At 62.4% G+C, this 21,303-nt stretch carries 19 protein-coding genes; 4 read left to right on the top strand and 15 right to left on the bottom strand.

All coding sequences use genetic code 11. From position 1 onward, the window contains the following. Positions 1-44: 44 nt before the first annotated feature. On the top strand, positions 45-524 hold the full coding sequence (locus L5014_RS30820) for a hypothetical protein (RefSeq protein ID WP_238467582.1): 480 nt from the start codon (positions 45-47) through the stop codon (positions 522-524). 77 nt (positions 525-601) lie between these two features. On the opposite strand, the gene L5014_RS30815 is transcribed toward L5014_RS30820, so the two are convergent. The 5 genes from L5014_RS30815 to L5014_RS30795 form a co-directional block, all read right to left on the bottom strand. Then, the gene (locus tag L5014_RS30815) at positions 602-1,642 is read right to left on the bottom strand and encodes a YncE family protein (protein ID WP_238467616.1); all 1,041 of its coding nucleotides are present in this window, start codon (positions 1,640-1,642) and stop codon (positions 602-604) included. Between the two features lie 75 nt (positions 1,643-1,717). Next, a complete protein-coding gene (locus L5014_RS30810; protein WP_238467581.1) occupies positions 1,718-2,641 on the bottom strand; it encodes a DUF1259 domain-containing protein in 924 nt (307 codons plus the stop codon). A gap of 105 nt (positions 2,642-2,746) precedes the next feature. Continuing rightward, positions 2,747-4,015 carry an MFS transporter gene (locus L5014_RS30805; RefSeq protein ID WP_238467615.1) on the bottom strand — a complete coding sequence of 423 codons (1,269 nt, stop codon included), beginning with the start codon at positions 4,013-4,015 and terminating at the stop codon, positions 2,747-2,749. A gap of 105 nt (positions 4,016-4,120) precedes the next feature. Continuing rightward, positions 4,121-5,299, bottom strand: a complete 1,179-nt coding sequence (locus L5014_RS30800; RefSeq protein ID WP_238467580.1) for a chromate transporter — start codon at positions 5,297-5,299, stop codon at positions 4,121-4,123. After that, positions 5,296-6,273 carry a chromate resistance protein ChrB domain-containing protein gene (locus tag L5014_RS30795; protein WP_238467579.1) on the bottom strand — a complete coding sequence of 326 codons (978 nt, stop codon included), beginning with the start codon at positions 6,271-6,273 and terminating at the stop codon, positions 5,296-5,298. The genes L5014_RS30800 and L5014_RS30795 overlap by 4 nt, the downstream gene beginning before the upstream one ends. A gap of 158 nt (positions 6,274-6,431) precedes the next feature. On the opposite strand from L5014_RS30795, the gene L5014_RS30790 reads away from it, so the two are divergent. Continuing rightward, positions 6,432-7,493 carry a DMT family transporter gene (locus L5014_RS30790; RefSeq protein ID WP_238467578.1) on the top strand — a complete coding sequence of 354 codons (1,062 nt, stop codon included), beginning with the start codon at positions 6,432-6,434 and terminating at the stop codon, positions 7,491-7,493. Positions 7,494-7,512: 19 nt separating this feature from the next. Here the strand turns inward: L5014_RS30790 and L5014_RS30785 are convergent, their stop codons facing one another. Then, on the bottom strand, positions 7,513-8,580 hold the full coding sequence (locus tag L5014_RS30785) for a purine-nucleoside phosphorylase (RefSeq protein WP_238467577.1): 1,068 nt from the start codon (positions 8,578-8,580) through the stop codon (positions 7,513-7,515). Positions 8,581-8,852: 272 nt separating this feature from the next. After that, entirely contained in the window at positions 8,853-9,653 is an 801-nt protein-coding gene (locus L5014_RS30780; protein WP_238467576.1) for an SDR family NAD(P)-dependent oxidoreductase, read from the bottom strand. Positions 9,654-9,772: 119 nt separating this feature from the next. On the opposite strand from L5014_RS30780, the gene L5014_RS30775 reads away from it, so the two are divergent. Both L5014_RS30775 and L5014_RS30770 read left to right on the top strand, forming a co-directional pair. Then, positions 9,773-10,756: a GlxA family transcriptional regulator gene (locus L5014_RS30775; protein ID WP_238467575.1), complete on the top strand. Its 984-nt coding sequence runs from the start codon at positions 9,773-9,775 to the stop codon at positions 10,754-10,756. 379 nt (positions 10,757-11,135) lie between these two features. Beyond that, on the top strand, positions 11,136-12,233 hold the full coding sequence (locus L5014_RS30770; RefSeq protein ID WP_420800170.1) for a porin: 1,098 nt from the start codon (positions 11,136-11,138) through the stop codon (positions 12,231-12,233). Between the two features lie 217 nt (positions 12,234-12,450). Here L5014_RS30770 and L5014_RS30765 read toward each other — a convergent pair whose 3' ends face one another. From L5014_RS30765 to L5014_RS30730, 8 genes are all read right to left on the bottom strand, one after another. After that, positions 12,451-13,485: an Ldh family oxidoreductase gene (locus tag L5014_RS30765; RefSeq protein WP_238467574.1), complete on the bottom strand. Its 1,035-nt coding sequence runs from the start codon at positions 13,483-13,485 to the stop codon at positions 12,451-12,453. Next, a complete protein-coding gene (locus tag L5014_RS30760) occupies positions 13,478-15,070 on the bottom strand; it encodes an aldehyde dehydrogenase (NADP(+)) (protein WP_238467573.1) in 1,593 nt (530 codons plus the stop codon). The genes L5014_RS30765 and L5014_RS30760 overlap by 8 nt, the downstream gene beginning before the upstream one ends. 159 nt (positions 15,071-15,229) lie before the next feature. Continuing rightward, the gene (locus L5014_RS30755) at positions 15,230-16,150 is read right to left on the bottom strand and encodes a dihydrodipicolinate synthase family protein (RefSeq protein ID WP_238467572.1); all 921 of its coding nucleotides are present in this window, start codon (positions 16,148-16,150) and stop codon (positions 15,230-15,232) included. A 303-nt stretch (positions 16,151-16,453) separates the two neighbouring features. Further along, positions 16,454-16,876 carry a hypothetical protein gene (locus L5014_RS30750; protein ID WP_238467571.1) on the bottom strand — a complete coding sequence of 141 codons (423 nt, stop codon included), beginning with the start codon at positions 16,874-16,876 and terminating at the stop codon, positions 16,454-16,456. Beyond that, positions 16,873-18,318, bottom strand: a complete 1,446-nt coding sequence (locus L5014_RS30745) for a hypothetical protein (RefSeq protein WP_238467570.1) — start codon at positions 18,316-18,318, stop codon at positions 16,873-16,875. The genes L5014_RS30750 and L5014_RS30745 overlap by 4 nt, the downstream gene beginning before the upstream one ends. A 15-nt stretch (positions 18,319-18,333) precedes the next feature. Beyond that, positions 18,334-18,624 (bottom strand): PAAR domain-containing protein, encoded by a 291-nt coding sequence (locus L5014_RS30740; protein ID WP_238467569.1) that lies wholly within the window; start codon positions 18,622-18,624, stop codon positions 18,334-18,336. Further along, a complete protein-coding gene (locus L5014_RS30735) occupies positions 18,617-20,008 on the bottom strand; it encodes a hypothetical protein (protein WP_238467568.1) in 1,392 nt (463 codons plus the stop codon). Before L5014_RS30735 ends, L5014_RS30740 begins: the two co-directional genes overlap by 8 nt. A 79-nt stretch (positions 20,009-20,087) precedes the next feature. Beyond that, positions 20,088-21,158 (bottom strand): hypothetical protein, encoded by a 1,071-nt coding sequence (locus L5014_RS30730; RefSeq protein WP_238467567.1) that lies wholly within the window; start codon positions 21,156-21,158, stop codon positions 20,088-20,090. Between the last annotated feature and the right edge of the window lie 145 nt (positions 21,159-21,303).

Here is a 21,303-nt window from a genome sequence, read left to right as displayed (position 1 = left end):
AACCGTATATACTGTTTATATGATTTTCCTGTCTGGAGCCTGACATGGTCAAAGCAGCTACGCGCAAGCCCACAAAGAAAGCATCTCATCTCCCGAAGTCGGCGAATCCGGGCGCCGAGCAAAGCGAAGCGGAAACGCCCGCAGCGGACGTGCACCCGGGTAAAGCCAAACGCTCAAAATCCGGGGCGAACAGCACGGCAACGGCAACGGCAAGTCCGGAATTGGCGGCGCATGAACGCAAAGCTGCGGGAACGGCCAAGGCCAAGCGTGCGAAGAAGGACAAGGTCATTCGGGATAGCTTCACGATGCCCAAGGCCGACTACGAGCGCATCGCCCAGCTCAAGCGCAAGTGCCTCGAAGCGGGTGTCGCGGTAAAGAAAAGTGAGCTTCTGCGCGCCGGCCTGCAGTTGCTGGATTCCGCTTCGTCCAGGCGGCTGGTGGCTGCAATTTCGGCGCTCGAAGCGGTCAAGACCGGCCGGCCAGCCAGCAGCGAACAGGACCGCGCTCCCTCGTCAGCGACATAGGGTATGACGAGATTCCAGGAGCAGCGACGGTCCCGGACGCAGCGGTATGCAAAGTACACGACGGCGAGCCACCGCGCTTATCTGGGTTCCATCACACGCAGCACCGGCCGGCCGCCAACATCCTTCAGCGGGAAGTACGACCGGTGTGTGGTCGAATCGACTGCGACGACATGCGCATTCCGCCCGAGGCGGCCCTCGCCGATTTTGGTGACATCAGAGCCTCTGACGCTGAACATCGAGCCAATGCCTGCTTCGCCCACAACATAGAGGGTGCCCGATGCCGAATCGAACCCAAGCACATCGGGTTCGCTGCCAATATCGAACGATTGGAGAACGCGCTGCGTGCGCATATCAAAGACGATCAGCTTGTCGTTGCCCTCGCAGGCGATAAAGGCGAGACGTCCACGCGAATCGATCAACAGGCCGTGATTGTTTTTGGCACCGGGCAAATCGAAGCGACCGACGACACGGTCCGTCGTCGGGTCGATATCGACAAGCTGACGGTGCGTCTGGACATTCACGAAAATATGACGGGAGACCGGGTCGTATTGCGTATTGCCGGCCTCGCCGTCGAGCGGAATCGTTGCGACGCGCCGGTTGCTCTGGACATCGATGACGGTTTCCGTTTTCCCGTATTCATCGGAAACATACAGCTTGTGTGCGTCGGGCGCGTAGGCCATCCCGTCGGGATAATGCCCGCCTGGCATGCGCGCGACGATTTTCAGCGTCGCAGCGTCAATCGCGACGATCTCGTCCGTGCCGGTTGCGGATGCGTACACGCGCGATAGCTCCGGAACGGCGAGGACGCCGTGCACCGACGACACATTCTCAATCCGCGCGGTCACGCGTGACGCTCGCGTATCGAATACGATCACTTCGCTGTCGCCGAGGTGAGCGATAAATAGCAGGTTGCGGCGCGTATCCAGGCTCGCATAGTCGAGCCGTGTCGTGCGCCCTGGGAGCGCAATATCCGCGACGTGCTTCAATGGCAGGCTGCCGAGCGAGAGATCGTCCGCCGCGGCGTCGATCCTTTGGACAACAACGCCCGCCGCTACCAGCACCACCGACATTGCAACGACCACGAGAAAGCGAAAACGCCAGTTTCGGATGTGTTTCATAAATTCATCCTGCGACAACCGCCACCGCTGCACCTGCCAGCCTTGTGCAGCGGCGGCAACGCGATGCCGCGAAGGTCACTGACCAGCGGCCGCCTGGGCGTCCAGGGCAACCTTCACGCCCTTCGCCAGATCGACGGCCTTACCCTTGCCCCAGTAATGCAGGAACAGAATGCGCGGCGCTTCGCCCGCCATGTGCTGGTGGATCGCAACGATGTTGATTCCCGATGCACGCATGCCCTTTAGCACCGGCTGCAATTCGCTTTCGCGCATCGCGAAGTCGCCGTCGACCACGGCCTCGTCGTCCGAACCCGCGAATGCCGCCCACGTGTTGACACCCATCTCGTTGCCGATCTTGACGCCGTGCATGCTCGACGGCTTGCCGATCACGATTTTGAACATGCCATTGTTCGTCTGCCCCTTCGATCCAAAGATCGCCTCGAGGGGTGCGGCCGTGATGGTGCTCGGCTCGGCGATATGGCCGGGGAAGACGCTTTCCGGAGTCGGGTGCGCGGCGCGGATCGCCGCAATCTTGTCGTAGACCTGTTTCACACCTTCAGCGAGCTTCGCCGGGTCACCCGTACCCGCGATGTGCATGAAATAGACTTTGGGCCGGTCAAAGAAGAAATGGTTATGCAGCGCCGTCACTTCGAGCCCGGCATCGAGCGCAGCACTCATCACGGGATTGACTTCGTCCTCGAACAGCACGGTGTCGCCCATCATCATCGCCTGCCCGTGATGCGCCGGCGTGAACGCGACCCACGACGTCAGCCCCATGAATGGCGGCATCGCCCACTCATCGACCTGTACCTTCACATCGTTGCGTGGCTTCGAGACCTTGAAGACGTTCTCTTTCGCCGACCAGGCGCCCTTCATGCCGGTGATCTGCTCGATCTGCGCGGTATCGATCGCGGGATGCTTCTGCGCGCCGGCCTGACCAGCGATAGCGCAGGCAACCAGCGCGGCGGCGGCCGCCTGCGTGAGTTTCCTTGGACGTAACATAAGTCATCGCTCCATTGATGGCAGGTAAGTGAAACGCGCGCATTCTGGTTCATGTGATGACGCGCCGCTTCGTGTTGGCTCCTCGCGGCATGGTCGTGGATGTCCCTATGGATTGGCCCCTTCGTCCGGTTTGATGTGGCGGAAAGCGGCCAGCAGTGAAAGGTCATAGGCGATCTTCAGCGCACCGCATGCGAGAAGCGGTGCGCCGAGCCATCCAAGGCTGAACAGGCCGCCCGCCAATGTCGGCGCAATCGCCGCCGCGAGGCTACGTGGCACGGACGTGAAGCTTGCGGCTGTCGGGCGCTCCACTGGCGTGACGACGGCCATGACGTATGCCGTTCGGGTCGGCACATCCATTTGCGACATCGCGCTGCGCATGAGCAGGAGCGTCAACGTCACCGGCAGCGACGGGGCCAGCGCCGCACCGATCAGGCAGAGGCTCGCGGGGATGTGCGTGAAGACCATGGTGTTGAGCAGGCCGATCTTGCGTGAGAGCGGCGCCGCCGCGAGTTGAGAGCCTGCGGCCAGCAGTCCGGTGCAGAAAAAGAACTGCCCAGCCGCGCTGACGGAAAACCCAAAGCGCTGCATCAGCCAGAGCGACAGCAGCGAGTTGACGACGAGGCCACCCGCGAACGCGTCGACGCTGAATAGCAGCGCAAGCCGCATGACGATGTGCCGCGATGGCCCGAGCGGAGGTGGGGCCGCCGTGGCGTGTGATCGTGTACGCGGCAATCGGGTGTACAACACGCAGACCGCGAGGCCGGTCGCTGCATAAACGAGAAACATCGCGCGCATTGCGGCCAGCAGCGAAATCCCGGCATGTGCAGCAAGCCAAAGCGGCAGGCCTGCGGCGAGCGATCCCAATGCGGCCGACACGGCGCCGACCAGGCTGTAGCGGGCAAACAGCGCGGTCCGCGCGTTGCCGCTCGCCGCTTCGGCAAGACGCGCCTGCTCGAGCGGCAAGAAGAGACTGACGTCGCCGGAACTCGGGTTGAGCGTGCCGACAAAAGCCACGACAAGCAGCGGCCACAAGGTCGACAAGCTGGCGAAGCCGATGCCGGTGGCGGCCATCAGGATCGCCGCGAGGGTCAGCATGCGACGGTGCGGGAAGCGGCTTGCCACGATGCCGACCGCGATTGTCGCGACCGCCGAACCCATCAACGTCGCGGTGCTGACCAGTCCGACATCGAGTTGCGCGAAGCCGAGGGACAGCAAGTACGCGGGGAGCAGCACCGCGATAAAGCCGTCGCAGAACCCGCGTAGACCTCGGCTCACGAGGATGATCCACGCAGCGTGCCCGACGCCGGCCGGAAGGAGCCGGCGTGACAAACGGATCGCGAACGAGACGGCCCCGCGGCCGCTAGGCATATGCATCGCACTGGGGAAACGCATCGAAGCGTTCGCCGTCGTGTGTAATCCATTTCATGGCGATTCTCCTGTCCGAATGCACGGAAAATCCAGTACGCCCAGAAATGCGAGTCAATGGTGGAGTAACGGGAAAGCCACCAACCCGAAGAGTGCTGCCGCCATGACGATTACTGGCTCCTGCAGCTTCTTGAAGCGCCACAGCAGCGCAATCGTCACGAGCGCGACAAGCGCGGTCGGGATATCGACGATCGAGCGCTTCGCAATGACCAGCACGGACCCCGTGATCGCACCCACGGCCGCCGCCGTGATGCCGTTGACGAACGCCTTGACGTCAGGCCGGTGGCCGTACTTCTTCACGTAAGGCGCGGGGATGATGGTGAACAGATAGCACGGCAGGAACGTGCCGAGCGCGGCAACGAGCGCCCCCGGAAAACCCGCCACGAGATAGCCGATGAAGCCGACCGTGATCACGACCGGCCCTGGTGTGATCATCGCGACGGCAACCGCGTCGACGAACTGCTTGTCGTTCAGCCAGTGGTGTTCAGTCACGACGCCGCCGTACAGGAACGGCACGATCGCGAGTCCTGATCCAAACACGAACGCGCCCGCTTTGGCGAAAAACACGCCAATCTGTGCGAGTTGCGGCAGATCGATGCCGCTCAGCAGGCCGCTTGCCGCCGGCAGGTTGGCGCCGGCGAGTGCGTTCAACCCGCTCTTGTGCAGCCATTTGGGTGGCGCGCGCCACAACCAGCCGATCAGACCGGCGACGATGAAGAGCCACGCAATTTCCGATTCGGTGATGAAGGTCACTGCCGCAAGCGTCAGAAAGATCACCCAGAGCAGCTTGTCGTTGCCAACGGTCTTCGTCGTGAGCTTGTACGCGCTCATTGCGATGATGCCGACCACGGCCGCACCGACGCCATAGAACACGGCCTGCATCCACGACAGCCCACCAAAGTGCGCATACGCGAAGCCGAGGGCGACGACCATCAGGAACGACGGCAGCACGAAAGCGAAGCCGACGAGCGTTGCACCGAGAATCCGGTAATGGACGAAGCCGAGATAGATCGCGAGCTGGGCGGCCATCGGCCCCGGCGCGAGCTGCGCCAGCGTGAGTCCTTCCTTGTAGTCGGCTTCCGTAATCCAGCCGTGCTTCTCGACGAGATCGCGGCGCATATAGCCGGCGAGCGCGACCGGGCCACCGAAGCCGAACGCGCCGAGCCGCAGCATGTATCCGACCAGTTGACCCAGCGAGTAGGTCGGCTTGTTCGTGGCGATAGTCGTGGTCATGACCGTCCTCCCGCATCGTTCTTCCCGTTCGATGCGAAGTGCGCATGGAGCGAGTCAAGTACCACGCCCATCTGTTCCAGCAACTGATCGTCGTTATCCACGCGTTGGCGCGTGCCCGACATCACGGCCTCGAAGCCGACCGTCTCGGGCGCGGCGCTCCCGCCCACGTCGAGCGCATGCACGATCTCGCCAAGCCGCATCAACGCAGGATCCGTGTCGAGCCCGAAACTCGCGAGCAAGACCTCGAACGTCACGCGCTCGCCGACATGGGTGAACGCGGCACCGTCGAAATCGAAGCCGAGCGCGTCACGTGGACAGTCCGCGGGCGAAGCGAGCCAGATGAAGCGCGCACGCGCGTCGATGAAGCGGCGAATCAGCCAGGCACTGGCGACGCGATCGACCCACATGCGCTGACGCGTTGCCCAGGTGCGCCCTTGATACTCGTCGATGGCGAGCAGGCGGATCGCGCGCTCTGCCGCGTGCGGCTCACCCGGCGACAGTACGGTGTCGACGAGCGCGATGAAATCCTGCAAGGCGACTTCGGCGCGGGTGGCGGCGTCGCCCGGAAAGAAGTCGATCCCGCGGATGGCGTCGAAATCCTTGCGTTGCCGGCGCAGCAGACGCGCCAGTTCCGTGGCGGACTGCCCGGCCAGCGTCTTGCGGGCTTCCGTGAGCGCCTGGGTGAAGGTGGCGTAATCCTCGCTGCGATCGAACAGCGCGCGGAATTCCCGTTCCTGCGACACATCGAGGCTTGGCGCGCGTAGCAGATGGGCGGTGCCGCCGCTGTCGGCGATCGCACCCGCGAGTTCGCGCAGCATCGCCTCGCGCGCCTCCGTGTAGGGCAGCAAGTAGATGCCGTCGCGCAACACCGCGCAGCCCTTTGCCTTGAGCGCGCGCCAGAAGCGCATGCGGGCCGTCGCGTTTTCCGTGGGCAGGGTCAGAACGAAGACCGACCATGTCGAAATAGTATCCATGTAGTGAATCCTACTCACTCGTTATGATCTCTACAAGTTAACTTTTTTATCGCATTCCGATCGTTGCGGGCGAACGATCGCGGAGAACCGTCAAGGCCGTTCGGTAAACTGGCGGCTCAACCCCCGCGAAGTGCGTCATCAACGCTGCTCCCGAATACATGAACTCGAGAATCAATGCGATCGTCATCGCCCTGACTGCTGCCGCGCTGTTCGGCGCCGCCACGCCTCTGGCCAAGGCATTGCTCGGCTCGATGTCGCCATTCATGGTGGCCGGGCTGTTCTATCTCGGCAGCGGTATCGGCCTCGGTCTGGGCATCGTCGTTCGCCGGCTGGGGCAGCCGGCTGCGCATACGGACGCTGGCCATCGACTGAAAAAGGCCGAAATTCCCTGGCTCGCTGGTGCGATTGCGGCGGGCGGCGTCGCCGGGCCGGCGCTGCTGATGCTCGGCCTGTCGAGCACGCCCGCTGCCACGAGCGCACTGCTACTCAATCTCGAGGGCGTGCTGACGGCCGTCATCGCGTGGATCGTCTTTCGCGAGAACGTCGACCTGCAGGTGTTCCTTGGGATGGTGGTGATTGTTGCGGGTGGCGTCTTGCTGTCGTGGCAATCCGGCGGGGCGGGGTTGCCGGTGGGCGCACTGCTCATCATTGGCGCATGCCTGTGCTGGGCGATCGACAACAATCTCACGCGCAAGGTCTCGGCGAATGACGCGATGGTCATTGCCTGTCTGAAAGGTTTGATCGCCGGTCCGGTCAATATCGCCATCGCGGTCGCGACCGGCGCCACGCTGCCCGCCCTCACGACAACGGCGGCCGCCATGCTGACGGGCCTTGGCGGCTACGGCATCAGTCTCGTGCTGTTCGTCATCGCGCTGCGCCATCTCGGCACCGCGCGAACCGGCGCCTATTTCTCGGTCGCGCCGCTGTTCGGCGTCGCGCTATCGCTACTGATCTGGCCGGAGATGCCGCCCGCGACCTTCTGGATCGCCGCCGCGTTGATGGCGCTGGGAATCTGGCTGCACGTGCGCGAACGGCACGAGCACGAGCATAGCCATGAAAGGCTGGAGCACACGCATCGGCACCGGCACGACGAGCATCATCAGCATGCGCACGACTTCCCGTACGAAGGTGATGAGCCGCACACGCATCCGCACGTGCACCTCCCCATCACGCATTCGCACGCGCACTTCCCGGATATCCATCATCGGCACCGGCATTAGTCTCCTGCCGCGTAGCCCGCTAACGCTTCGGTACGCCGTCACGCCACTCGCCCCAATGCTTGACGATTTCCTGCACGAGCGGATTGCCCGCGAGGAACAGATTGCCGATCGCGATCGTGAAGCCGCCCTGTGACGCATAGTTGAGCAGATTGTCCGCGCTCGATTGACCCGCGTAGGGCCGGTCGAAGTCCGAGCCGGCGCGCAGCACCGCGACACGGTTCAGGTCGACGCGATGCACGCTCGCCGCGCGTGTCAGCGCCTCGAAAGTGGCGTTGTCTTCCTGCTGCGTCGTGCAATAGGTGCCCTTGCCATCGGTCAGGATTTTGGTCCATTGCCGCGCGCGCTCGCCGATGTCGGTGCCGGACCACCAGGTATCGCCCGCCAGCGTGTCGCACTGGATCACGGTCGGCGGACGGTTCGCGGGCGCATAGCTGTATTTGGCGCGGGCCGCCTGCGCCTGTGGATCGTCGCTCAGCGTCACGTTGCGCGACAGCGCGAATGCCGCGTCCGTGAGCGCCGGATTGAGCTGGAACACTTCGGTGCGATAGTCGAGCGGCGGCTTCTGCGTCGGGTTCGTCGTGTTGATGCCGAGATAGCCGGTGTTCCAGCCCGGTGGAATTTCGCGCCCATCGATTTCCCACTGAATGCCGAAGTCGACGAGCCAGTTCGCCCAGGCAGCGGAACCGACGGTCCCCTGAAGCGGGTCGATACCGGCAATGCCCGCCACCATGAAGTAGGTGCGACGCAAGTCGAAACGCGGCGAGAACGTCAGCGCCATGATCGACGCGGCTGCATTCGCGTGCCCCATGCCCGTCGTCATCACGCAGACGTCCTGGCGATTGCAATGCACGGCCGGGTAGTCAGGAGACAGACCCGCGACGGAGATGTCCTCCCACGGCCCGAGATGATCGAGCCACACCTGGCCTTCCGGACCGAACATCGAAACGATCATCACCTTGACCGGACGGCCATGCGACGCGCCGTCGTCCGGCGCGAAGCTGTCTTCGGCATGCGCGATGGCGGGTGCAACGGCCACACCGGCCACGAGCAACGATGAAATCACTGCGCCAAATGCACGATCTGGCATAAGAGGCCCCACCTGTTATGTAAGAACTGCGATTGCAAAACGTGAATCGCGTGCCGTGTTGTCGATTGACGTCGTGGTTGTTGTCGGCGTGCAGCGTGGGGCCTGGGCGTGCGCCATTCAGGCGACGTTAAGTATAGGCGCGGAGTCGTGGTTGGCAAGCGGGTTGGCAACCCGCAGCCCGTTTCGATGCTTTCGATGCGGATAACGGATGCGACTGCATATAACCAGCCGATGGCAGACCGGTCCTGCCGATGCCCGGGACTTAGCGGGGCCTAGCGCGCCTTGCTATAGCGCGGCGCGGGAGTATCCGTCGACAAGTGCGGGGCCATCGTGCGGCGCGCGGATTCGTAGGCGTCCCACTCTTCGCCGGCATGCAGTGACGGGATCGTCACGAGTTCGCGTCGGTCGAAGCCCGTCAGGGCTGCCTCGACCATGTCAGAAGCCGACATGACGATGCCCTCGGGCAAGTGCTCGAGCGGTAGTCCGCCGGTCTGCCAGAAGTCGGTGGCGGTTGCTCCGGGCAGCACGGCCTGCACCTGCACACCCTTGCCGGCAAGCTCGTGATGCAGCGACTGGCTGAAGGCGAGCACGAAGGCCTTGCTGCCACCGTAGACGCCGTTAAGCGTCTCCGGCGAAATCGCGACGATGGACGAGATATTGATGACGGCACCCTTCCCGCGCGCGACGAAGCCAGGGATGGCGGCATACGTCAGGCGGGTGAGTGCGATGACGTTCAGATCGATCAGACGCGTCATTGCATCCACATCGCTATCGAGCAGCGGCGTGTGGGTGCCCACGCCCGCATTGTTGACCAGCAGGGTAATGCTCGCATCCTCCCTGAGCTTCCTCTCGACACCGGCCAGCGCAGCGCGGTCGTTGAGATCCGCATCGATGATCTCGACATTCTGGCGCGTCTCCTCCGTGATGCGGTGGGCCAGGTCCATCAACCGGTCGCGATTGCGCGCGACCAGAATCAGATCGTATCCCCGGCGTGCGAGACGCTCGGCGTAGATTGCGCCGATGCCCGAGGAAGCGCCGGTGATGAGAGCCGTACCTTGATGTGCCTGAACCATGATGTCACTCCGTTATGAAGATTGAAGGGGTTTGCGTGTGTCCATTCTGGATTCGACCGGCCATGACGTGAATGACGTAGATGTGTATGATTCAGGACATCGCTTGACGGAGAATGGACATGCACCGGATCGGCTTCCTGCTCGGAGACGGCTTTCAGGTCATGGCGCTCGCGCCACAGTCCGTATTCGAGTATGCAAACATCGTTGTGGGCGAAACGTTTTACAGGCTGGAGAACTACTCGGCAGCCGGTGGCGAGGTGCGCTCGTCGCTCGGCCTGGCGGTCGGCACGCGGTCGCTACGCGGGCGCATCGACGTGGACACGTGGATCGTTGCGGGCGTCAACGACCCGCTCGCCTCGCCGGCGCCGAGGGACGTTCTTGCGTTCCTGCGCCGGGCAGCTACCCGCGCTCGGCGTATCGCCGGGGTCTGTACGGGGGCATTCGTGCTGGCGCAGGCGGGTCTGCTGGCGCAGCGCCGAGCCACGACACACTGGGCGTACAGCAGCGAGATGCAGAAGCGCTATCCGGACATTCGCGTCGAGGCCGACCGGATCTATATCGTCGACGGCCCGGTCTGGACGTCTGCGGGCATGACGGCAGGCCTCGACCTGGCACTTGCGATGGTGGAAAAGGACCTCGGTGCGGAAACGGCCCGATCGGTGGCGCACAAACTGGTCATGCATCAGCGCCGGGCGGGTGGTCAGTCGCAGCATTCGGAAATGCTGGAACTCGCGCCAAAGTCCGATCGCATCCAGCGTGCGCTGAACTACGCGAGCCAGAATCTGACCCGCCCGCTCACGGTGGAGGAACTGGCCGAGACGGTGCATCTGAGTCCGCGCCAGTTCAGCCGTGTGTTTGCACTGGAGACGGGCCAGTCGCCAGCGAAGGCCATCGAAAGGCTGCGCCTGGAGGCGGCGCGGCTGATGATCGAGCAGAGCCGCCATCCACTCGAAGTCATTGCCAGGGAATCGGGATTTCGTGACCGGCGGCATCTGCGCGAAGCATTCCTGCGCGGGTTCGGCGTTCCGCCCCAGGCGCTGCGGCGTGATGCGCGCGCGGACGCCCGTGGACGCCAGGACATAGGAGTATTTCCCCCAGGGTGACACTTTCCGCACGACCGTACAAAAATAATCACTGTCTGACAGACACCCGGACGACCCTGCAATGCCATCTGGTACATGGAGCGGCAATCGGTGAACGAGCATCCGCATCAACTTGTAATCCGAAGCCGCCTCGCGGCGCGCCGTCGTTCCTGCGCGCGCCCGGCCCGCCTCACCGGTACGGCGTCCTTTCCCGATTTACTGCTGCAACTCCCGTAACGACGTCCAAGTGACGCGTCAAAGCTGGCCTCACCCTGCGAGGCCAGTTCTGCAACCCGCACGGACGGCGCCCTTGCGCCATGTCCGCGTGAACTGACGCGCCACGAAAGAAGGGGCGAATCCCGCTTTTTTCCAGGCCATGCCATTTAATCAGGATTCCAGAATGTCAAAACGCAAGATGCTACGCAGAACACTGCTTGCCGCCGGAGTGGCCGCCACGGGAATGATGGGCGCTGCGGGCACCGCCCACGCGCAAAGCAGCGTGACGCTCTATGGCATCGTCGACGCCTCGCTGCTCTACACCAGCCATACGCTGAACACGCAAACCGGCCAGAACGCGGGGCATCAGTTCTCGTTCACCGACAGCGGCATGACAGGTTCGAGTTTCGGCCTGCGCGGCGCGGAGGATCTGGGCGGCGGCATGCGCGCGGTCTTCATGCTTGAAAGCGGCATCAGCGTGGCGAACGGTCGGTTCGCCAATTCGAACGGCAACCTGTTCGGCCGCCAGGCCTGGGTGGGCGTGGACAGCGCCTACGGTTCGCTCAAGGCCGGCCTCCAGTACTCGCCGTTCTTCCTCTCGCTTTACGACACCGATGCGCGCGGCATGTCGTATTTCGGCAGCGGGCTCGTGAGCTACGTGAACAACGTCTATGTCACGGGCCTCTTCAACAGCAATGCGATCACCTATACGTCGCCGGAAATCGCGGGTCTGCAGGCGTCGGGCATGTTCTCGTTCGGCGGTAGCGCGGGCAACTTCCAGGCGGGCCGCCAATACTCCGCGAGCCTGCGCTACCACCTGGGCGGTCTCACGCTGAGCGCCGCGCTCTATGACGGCAATGCGGGCGGCAGCGCGGCCACCACGCCCATTCCGAGCACGGTCGAGTTCGTAGGGCGCACCATCGGCGCGAGCTATCGCTTCGAAAACAGCCTCACGATTTCGGCCTCGTATGCGCTCTACAAGGTCGCCCACTCGTTCGACAACAGCGTCTACTCGGGCGGCCTCAGCTACTTCGTCACGCCCTACCTCGACGTCAACGCCGGCGTCTATTACACACGCGACGGCAACGAAGGCGCGAATCATTCGATCCTCGCCTCGAGCGGCGTGCAGTTCTTCCTCTCGAAGCGCACGACGCTCTACGGGCAGGTCGGCTATGTGAACAACCACGGGCACATGGACACGGGCCTGTCGATCAACAACGCGCTCTTCGAAGTGTCCGGCTCGACGGTGGGCGCGAGCATCGGCATTCGTCACATGTTCTGAGCGCGGCTCGCCGCAGCGAAGCGCGGGCGGCAAGCCCGCGCAAGCGTGCCCGGCGATCAGCTATTGGAGCCGATCCACTAATGGCGCTTTGGTAGGCACGAAGCTCTCGCGCAACGTGCGCTTGAGCATCTTGCCGATCGCGCTGCGCGGAAATTTGCCAAATTTCCAATAAATCTCCACGTGAAGATTTTTATAGGGCGCAATCACTCCGCCTGCATCACTCGAACAACCGCATCACATCGTCATACAGCGCCTGAGGAATGCGCACCCCATCGCGCTCGCTGCGCTCGCGCGCCTCGAAGCGCCGCTGCGAAGGCAAGCGCGCGCCCTGCCCGACCACGGCAGCAAAAAGCCGTTCGGCCCTTTCCTGTCCCGCACCGTAATCGGCACCCAGGAACCGGCGCGGGTCGATCGCGATCACCAGTTCGCCATGACAAGGGGCCGCGCCCGCGCCATCGTCGAAGGCCTGCGACTCCATGCTCGTGAGATCGCCGATCAGCGCGCCCGCGAGCAGTTCCACCATGGCCGCCAGCGCCGAGCCCTTGTGGCCGCCGAACGTCTGCATCGCGCCCTCCAGCGCGGCGCGCGCATCCGTGGTCGGCTTGCCTTCGCTGTCGATCGCCCAATGGTCGGGAATGGGCTTGCCCTCGCGCGCGTGCAGTTCGATGTCGCCACGCGCAATCGCGCTGGTCGCGAAGTCGAACACGAACGGATGCCCGTGCTCGCGCGGCCACGCAAAGGCAATGGGATTGGTGCCGAACACGCCGCGCGTGCCGCCAGCCGGCGCGACCCAGCTATGGCTCGGGTTCATCGCGAGGCCGACCAGGCCTTGCGCCGCAATCGCCTCCACCTCGGGCCAGAGCGCCGAAAAATGGAAGCAGCGATTGATCGCCATCGCCGCCAGGCCTTGCGTGCGTGCCTTTTCCGCCAGCACTGGCAGACCCGTCTCGAAGGCGAGCAACGAAAAACCGTAATGCGCATCCACGGCGAGCACGCCCGGCGACACATCGCGCAAGGTGGGCTCCGCGACCGGATCGACCTTGCCGCTGCGAACCGAGCGCACGCAGCCGAGCAAACGATAGATGCCATGCGAATGGCATTCGTCGCGCTGCCCCTGGGTGATGACGCGCGCGATCGCATCCGCGTGCGCAGCCGACAGACCGTGATGCATGAGCGCCTTGCGCGCCAGCGCAAAGAGTTCGTCGAGCGAAAGCACGACGCCCGGTAGTTCACCTGGTTTTTGATTAGTCATCCAGATTTCCCTCGCGATGGATTACGCCGTCCACGCGCCGCGTGAGGCCGAGCGGATTCCCTTCGCGCAGCGCCACGGGCAGCAAGGCGTCCGGCAAGTCCTGATACGAGACCGGGCGCAGGAAGCGCTCGATGGCGCGGCTGCCCACCGAAGTCGTGCGCGCATCCGAGGTCGCGGGGAATGGACCGCCGTGCACCATCGCGTGAGCCACTTCCACGCCGGTGCCGAAGCCATTCGCGAGGATGCGGCCGGCCTTGCGTTCGAGCGTCGGCAGGAGCGTGCGGCAAGCTTCATGATCGGCGGCGTCGAGGTGCACGGCCACCGTCAATTGTCCTTCCAGCGCCTTGAGCACCGCGTGCAACTGGTCCAGATCCTCGCAGCGCACGATGAGCGACGCCGGGCCGAATACTTCCTCGCGCAACGCCGGCAGCGCGAGAAACGCCTCGGCCGTGGTCGCAAAGAGCGCCGCCTGGGCGTCGAAACGCCCGCCCGCCGCGCCGCTTGCGAGCCGCTCCACGCTGGGGTTCGCGGCGAGCCGCTCGACGCCCTTGCAATAGTTCGCATGAATGCCGGGCGTGAGCATCGTCGATGCGCCCGTGCTGGCAAGCGCCGCGCTCGCGGCCTGCTCGAATGCGTGCAAGGACTCGCCCCGCACGGCCAGCACCAGGCCGGGGTTCGTGCAGAACTGTCCGGCGCCCAGCGTGAGCGAGGCCGCGAACGGCGGCGCGATCGCCGCGCCGCGCGCCGCCAGCGCGCCGGGCAGCAACACCACGGGGTTGATGGAGCTCATTTCCGCATAGACCGGCACCGGCTCGGGGCGCGCATTGGCGATCTTCATGAGCGCCACGCCCGCTGTGCGCGAGCCCGTGAAGCCCACCGCCTTGATGCGGTGATCGGCCACGAGCGCCTGACCAATGGCGAGCCCGCTGTCGAACAGCATCGAAAACACGCCTTCGGGCAGGCCGCAAGCCTGCACTGCGCGCTGAATCGCGCGCCCCACGAGTTCGGACGTGCCCGGGTGCGCGCCATGCGCCTTCACGACCACGGGGCAGCCAGCCGCCAGCGCCGAAGCCGTATCGCCGCCCGCCACCGAAAACGCGAGCGGAAAGTTCGATGCACCGAACACCGCCACAGGCCCGAGCGCGATGTTGCGCAGCCGCAGGTCCACACGCGGCAGCGGCTTGCGTTCGGGCTGCGCCGGATCGATGCGTGCATCGACGCAATCGCCGTTGCGCAGCAGCGCCGCAAAGAGCTTGAGTTGCCCGACCGTGCGTGCGCGCTCCCCCTCGATACGCGCGCGCGGCAAGCCGGTTTCGGCCATGCAGCGTTCGATCAGCGCATCGCCGATCGCATTGATCTGCTCGCCGATGGTTTCGAGGAAAGCAGCGCGCGCTTCCAGCGTGGTCTCGCGGTAAGCATCGAAAGCGGTCTCTGCAAGCGCGCAGGCGCGCTCCAGATCTTGCTGGGTCGCGCCGCCAAATGCGGGTTCAAGCGCATCGCCCGTGCGGGCGTCGATACCGTGAAATGCGCCGTTCTTGCCTGGCACGCTTGCCGCGCCGATCAGCGACTGGCCGGTGATGGTCATATTGCCCCTGCAAAAAAGCAAACCGGGCCAGCAAGGCCCGATTTCAAAACGAATTGGAATCCAGCAGCCGCGCCTGCAAAGAACCGGCAGGCACGGCGATGCGGATTGCGCCGCTCGCCGTTGTTTGCCGCTGGTTCGCGGCAAGGGCGCCGGAAGGTTTTAGAGGCCCACGTCGGGCAGTTGCGGGCGCGTCGCGAGCGCCTTTTCCATCACGGCCTTCACATGCGCGAGCGCATCGCCTTCCAGCGCGAGACGCGGCGCACGCGTGAGCGCGCTGCCACGGCCCACGAGCTCTTCACACAGCTTGATGCACTGCACGAGGTCCGGGCGCGCATCGAGGTGCAGCAGCGGCATGAACCAGTGATAGAGCGCGAGCGCTTCGTCGAAGCGCTTTTGCTTCGCGAGGCGGAACAGCGTCTCGCCTTCTTTCGGGAACACGTTCGACATGCCCGAGACCCAGCCCTGCGCGCCCACGGCAATGCTCTCGACCACCACGTCGTCGAGGCCCGCGAACAGCACGAAGCGGTCGCCCACGGCGTTGCGCAGGTCGATGAAGCGGCGCGTGTCGCCCGAGGAGTCCTTGAAGCAGACGATGTTTTCGCAATCCTGAATGGCGATCAGCACATCGGGCGTGACGTCGTTCTTGTAGATCGGCGGATTGTTGTAGACCATCACCGGCAGATCGGTGCTCGACGCCACCGCGCGAAAATGCGCGGCCGTCTCGTGCGGCTTGGCCGAGTACACGAGCGCCGGCATCACCATCACGCCGTCCACGCCCACGCGCTGCGCCTCGCGCACGGTCTGGCGCGCGAACTCGGTGGTGAACTCGGCCACACCGGCGATCACCGGCACGTTGCCGCCCGCCGCGTCGCGTGCGACTTCGATCACGGCCAGCTTCTCGTTCGTGCTGAGCGATGTGTTCTCGCCCACGGTGCCGCACACCACGAGGCCCGACACGCCGTCCTTGACGAGGTTGCTCACCACCCGGTGGGTCGCTTCGATGTCGACCGAAAAGTCCGGCTTGAACTGGGTGCTGACGGCGGGAAACACCCCGCTCCATTGGATAGCGTTACGGCTCACGGTGACAATCTCCTTCGTTGAATGAATGCGCCAACACGGTGTGGCGATGTGGAGAAGTATCGCTATCCAGCGCAACTAAAGCTTGGGGGCTTTCGCGACTCAAAAAGACGAAATCGGCACAGTCGGGAGCGTGCGGGCGCGCGTTGGCCGGCATGCTTGCATGCGTGATGCGGGATAACCCCAGGTTGCGGTGCGTGCACGCGTGGGAGCGGCATCGGCCTTCCCCAGCGCGCGCGATGCCAGGGAAATCACAGGGTGTGATTCAGTTCGGAAATCATCGTGATTGTCCCCATCCGTTACCAATCACACCCTGTGATTCTGGTCGGCGTTGCTTGCACGCGAGTAGGCTTCCATGCGTCTCCACCCGTCCTGAAAGCGCACCAGTGGCCGGGGGCGGTTCGGATCGAGCCGCCATGGCTTGCCCCGCTTCACGTACCAGCGCCAGACATCTTCGATGTCATCGCCACTATCGGGGCATACGCCATCCCAGACATCCTCGAAATGAAGCTGGCATGCCACGCGCCACTGCCACATGCCATAGAGGCTGCATGCAATCTGACCCAGCGCGGCGCCCAGGAGCACCAGGCCGAACTGCACGTAAAACGTTGTGCCCAGGTCTTCCGCCATGAACCAGCCACTCACCGTCAGCAGCGTGCCAATAGCAAGCTGCATACCCCACAACAGCCAAAGAAAAAGGGAAATCCCGGCAAAGAAACGTCTACTCACGTCTGTCCTCCGTATTCTTCCCAGAAGCCGTTGACCAGTAGCCGGTGCTCCCAGAAACGCAGCACAAAACTCAAAACAATCAGGAACACAACGACACATGTAGCGACTGTTTCAAGCGTGCCCCACGCCTTGCTGGGAGCCACCAGCATGACGAGCACCCAGAAAGAAGAAAACGCAATGAGTTCAGGACCTGGAAACAGGTTCGCGTCATAGGTTTCCTTCCACGGCAGTTTCACTGCGGAAGGCTCCTTCGCAACAAAGTTCAGCACGACGCCACGCTCACGGGGCAGCGCCACGAGCTGCGGCCCCTGCCCGTAGTGCGCCATCTTCGCTGCCAGCGCCTGCATCACCCACCGGGCCACCGGCGCCTGCGGCCCCACCGCCTGTTCCAGGTCATGCCCGGCCAGCGTCAGGCCGCTGTCCCTGACCGCTCCCATGGTGGCGTGCTGTGCCAGTCCCTTCAGACGTCCGTGCCAGAAGTGGTGAATGCGGTTCGCGGGCACCTGATTCGCCCTCAAAAGCAGGCCAAGCGACTTGTCCACCTGGTCCGCATCCCCAACGATCTGACGCAGCAGCCAGGCCTGCGGACGAAGCGTGTCTTTCTGCTCCGCCATCAGCTTGCGCGAGGCGACCAGCAACGCCACGGCTGCCTCCGACATGGCCGGTTCGGCCTTTGCCATATCGTTCAGATGCCACGCAAGCAGCAGCCGGTATTTGGGCGTCTCGTCAACGAAGTAGCTGGTGTACGGCAGGGTGCGGTGATCGTCCTCGAACCAGACTTCCGCGAAATCGATCTCCCGGCTGTTGTCGATCCAGCGGATGCGTGGTCGCTCCGGCAACGCCAGCCGCTCCCACGCGGCCTCAACTTCACCCGTCATTTCGTGCCGGTCGCATTGCAGCACAATCTCCAGCGCGTCCTCGCGTATCGCCCGTGCGAGCCGGGAAGCAAAAGGGGCCAACAGCTTTTCGGCCAGAGCCGATTCCCGCGAAACACCTTCCGCCGCAGCGATATCATCGAGTTCCATGACACGCCCCGGATTCTCCGGCGCCGCTCCTTCCAGTCCCAGCATGCGCACGGCCAGATCGGGTTCGGCTGAGAGAACCACACTGTCAAGGACGGCAACACCCATGCGGCTGCTCTGCTGCCAGTCCGTGACCAGATTCCAGCGGCAGGCATTTCTGACTGCGGCGTTGAAAGCCAGCTTGTCGTCCGACAGCAGGTACAACATCGCGCCAAGACTGAACCACACAAGGAGTGGAGTCGCCAGTGCATAACGTGCGAACTGGCTCGATGCGACCGGCACACCCTTGGGCCAACTGGTTACGGTGAGCGCAACCGCAATCAGTTCGATCACGACGAACAGCGCAACGTACACCCACACGGACAATGGCTTCACGTCTGCCAGTTCGTCCGGTATCAACGGGTCCCATCGAAAACTCATCAGTGTGTCTCCCCGTCAGCTCTCGTAGGTCCACTCGCGCTGCGAGGCAATCAGCCGGGGCGGCGGATTGCAGCCGCAGCGGCAAAGGTCGTTCTCCAGGGCGGGCAGTTTCTCATCGATGGCGTCCTCGGCGTTGCGCGGCCCGTCGGCCTCGATGCGCCCTTCGGTGCCGCAGGCGGGGCACTGCACGCGCGCGCCAAGGTAGCTCATGCCGCGTTCATCCACGCCCGTGCCGTCGATGCCATCCAGCACGGTGCCCTGTACCGTAGTGCGATCCAGCCGGAGAATGCAGGCACGTTCAGCCATGGGCCGCTCCCACCCATTCCCAATCGGTCCTGTCCGTGTCGTCGCGGCTCGACGGCATGCGCTGGCCCCGGCTCAGCGTCACGACGCTCGCGAGGTCGTACCAGGTCGGTTCCTGTCGGTACAGGTCATGCGGGCGGATGCGCCTGACCCAGCGCCCGCTTCGCGGACACTCGGCCCCCGGCTCACAGAACTGCACGGTGTCCGCGATCATGTCCAGCGACCACTGCTTGACGGGCGTGGGTGCGGTGGCTTCCCACACCCACTGCACCGGGCCATCGATGTTGATGTCGCCGTACTTCGTGTCCATGGGCATCTTCACGTCGTCCGTCGTTGCCACGTCGCCGGCCTTGAACGGCTTCAGCAGCAGGCCGCGATAGCCGCCGCTGGTGCGCACGGGGCGGTACAGGCCGTCTTCGGTGAAGGTCTGACCGGGCTTGACCGGGTGCCAGGACATATCCTTGCGATGGGTGGCTTCCCACTGCTCGCGCTCTTCGGGCGTTGAGGGGTAGTCTCGGTCGATGGTGATGCGACTATTGACACCTCTGAAATCCACTTGTGATGAGAGGCCCCAACCGTCTCCTTCATATTCGATCCTCATAAATGCAATTCCTGAGAATTCGTACTCCCCTTTTGCAGCCCTATAATCCGGTTTCGTCTGAAATTGCAGTATCTTGCTGTCTCCTGGTTGCAGTAGCACAACTCCCTCATGAAACTCATCCTTGTTAAGCAATTTTTTCCCACTTAACGCAAATCCCCACGACTGCTTTACTTCTTCACGGCCACCAAGATTATTAAATTTAGCAATCGCACCGGTACCTAGACGACCATCGGTGGACGTGCTACCCCATTGATCTGGTGTTTTAAATTTTATCCATCTATTTCCTGAATTTGTGAAACGCACCGATACGGTAAAACCGTTTTTACCGTGCTCGATCTTATAAGCAGAAAAATCAAGCTTAATAAACTTCGCACCATGCTTCCACGCCTCCTCCGACAACCTGAACGGCGCGTCGAAAATTTCGCTGTTGAATTTTTCAGGAATCATTCGTATAGAGCCCTGTCGATTCACCACCTTCCCATCTTCAAGACATGCAACACTGAATGTCGCTGAGGGGTCATAGGTTTCCGGGCCACCAGTCTGGATATCTTCACGACACAAGGTCTGTGCCGCCACTTTCAGTTGCTCCACGTCGCGATTTTGCAAACTGAGCATAAAGACGCCCACACCGGTTTGCGTGTCCTCGTTGATGGTGTCCCCTTTGGCAAAGTAAACCTTATCAACACCATCGAAGCTAAACTGCCTCGAACCATATTCAAGTCCACCTGACCACGACAGAGAAAACGCATCTGGTCGCAGGACACCATTATTCGAATCATTCGCCATCGCAGACCTACCTCCTATCCACAGCACCATGAAGGACAACAAAACCACCCGCCATATATTTCGAAATCTCGAATTGCCGTTACTTTTTGGCATGGGCCACCTTCGTCTTTGCAGCAGAGCTTCCGCTACTGATTTCAGTTTTCTTTGCAGCGGCAGCAGGAGCGTTGTATCCCACCCGCCACAGCTTATGAGTGCGCGCCGAGAACCATCGGCGTATATATTCAAGGTAATAAGGTGGAATACTTGCAATTGGCTTGGCGCAACCCCCACCCATAAGATTATTGTCAGTTTCAATAACCCAAATCTTGTTCGCCGCCTTGTTGGCGTCCGCGAGAGTGAAGTCTATATCCCTGCCACTCTTGACGTATATCGAATGTACAAAACCACCTTGCTCCCAATACTCATCAGGGAAGTTAAACAGATGCCCCGTCTCGTGAGCTTTGGTTTGAGTTATTTTTGGCACCTTTCCGTTACCACTGCTGTCAAGTTCGTATTCTGATTCCGGCCAATTTTTTGCATCCGCACGCGCAGTTGTCGGAAACAAATTAATGGTGATATTTGGATTCAATGCTGGCGCGTCAGCCTCCCTGACAACATGCACATCTACGCAGAATTTGACCGCAATCCGGCAACCACAAGCGCCCCCCTTCTGGCATTCATCAAGGATCAGCTTGTAGTTCCCCTGATTCAGGGTTTTTTCGATCATATTTTTATACGTCGAAGCATCGACTTCCGCTGGATCACGCTCCACCAGCATTAAGCCTTGCGCTGCAAAAGTCTTGCGAGAATTCGCTCCGTTTTTAAAAGTTTCATACTCCACGACCACGTAGTTGTTCTTCTCGTCACGCAACGGCTCTCCGGTTGAAGGGTTCTTTCTAACTAGCAGTTTTGGCACCAGCGCCGTAACGACCTTTGCCGTCAAAGTCTTGCTGCTGGAGTCGTAAGTGAATTTACACGTCGTGGTATCCGTTCCCGAGCACATCACAGGATTGTTACCATCCACAATGCGCTCAGTTCTTGTCCAGCCATATTTCTGATAAGTCGGCGTCTCCCGCTCCATGCTGACAAATTCAGTAAAGTCCGGCTGTTGCCAGTTACAGGGCGCGGCATCTTCGAGCTTGATGGGGTCTGGTGCAACGCATCGGCTCAACTCATTCTCAGGATCGTTGATAACTGTAACGTCCCGGGATATTTAAGAAGTGACGTCCCGCGCTATTCGGGGTGAAACGAATCGAGTCGTCTCGCGCTTTGATGGAAATGCACACGATCACGCAGAGCGCGAAACGGGGTTCAGA

The organism is Paraburkholderia tagetis, assembly GCF_022213065.1.
Classification (GTDB): Bacteria; Pseudomonadota; Gammaproteobacteria; order Burkholderiales; family Burkholderiaceae; genus Paraburkholderia; species Paraburkholderia tagetis.
Note: the sequence above shows the minus strand (reverse complement) of the source record. Positions and strands in the feature narration are given on the sequence as shown.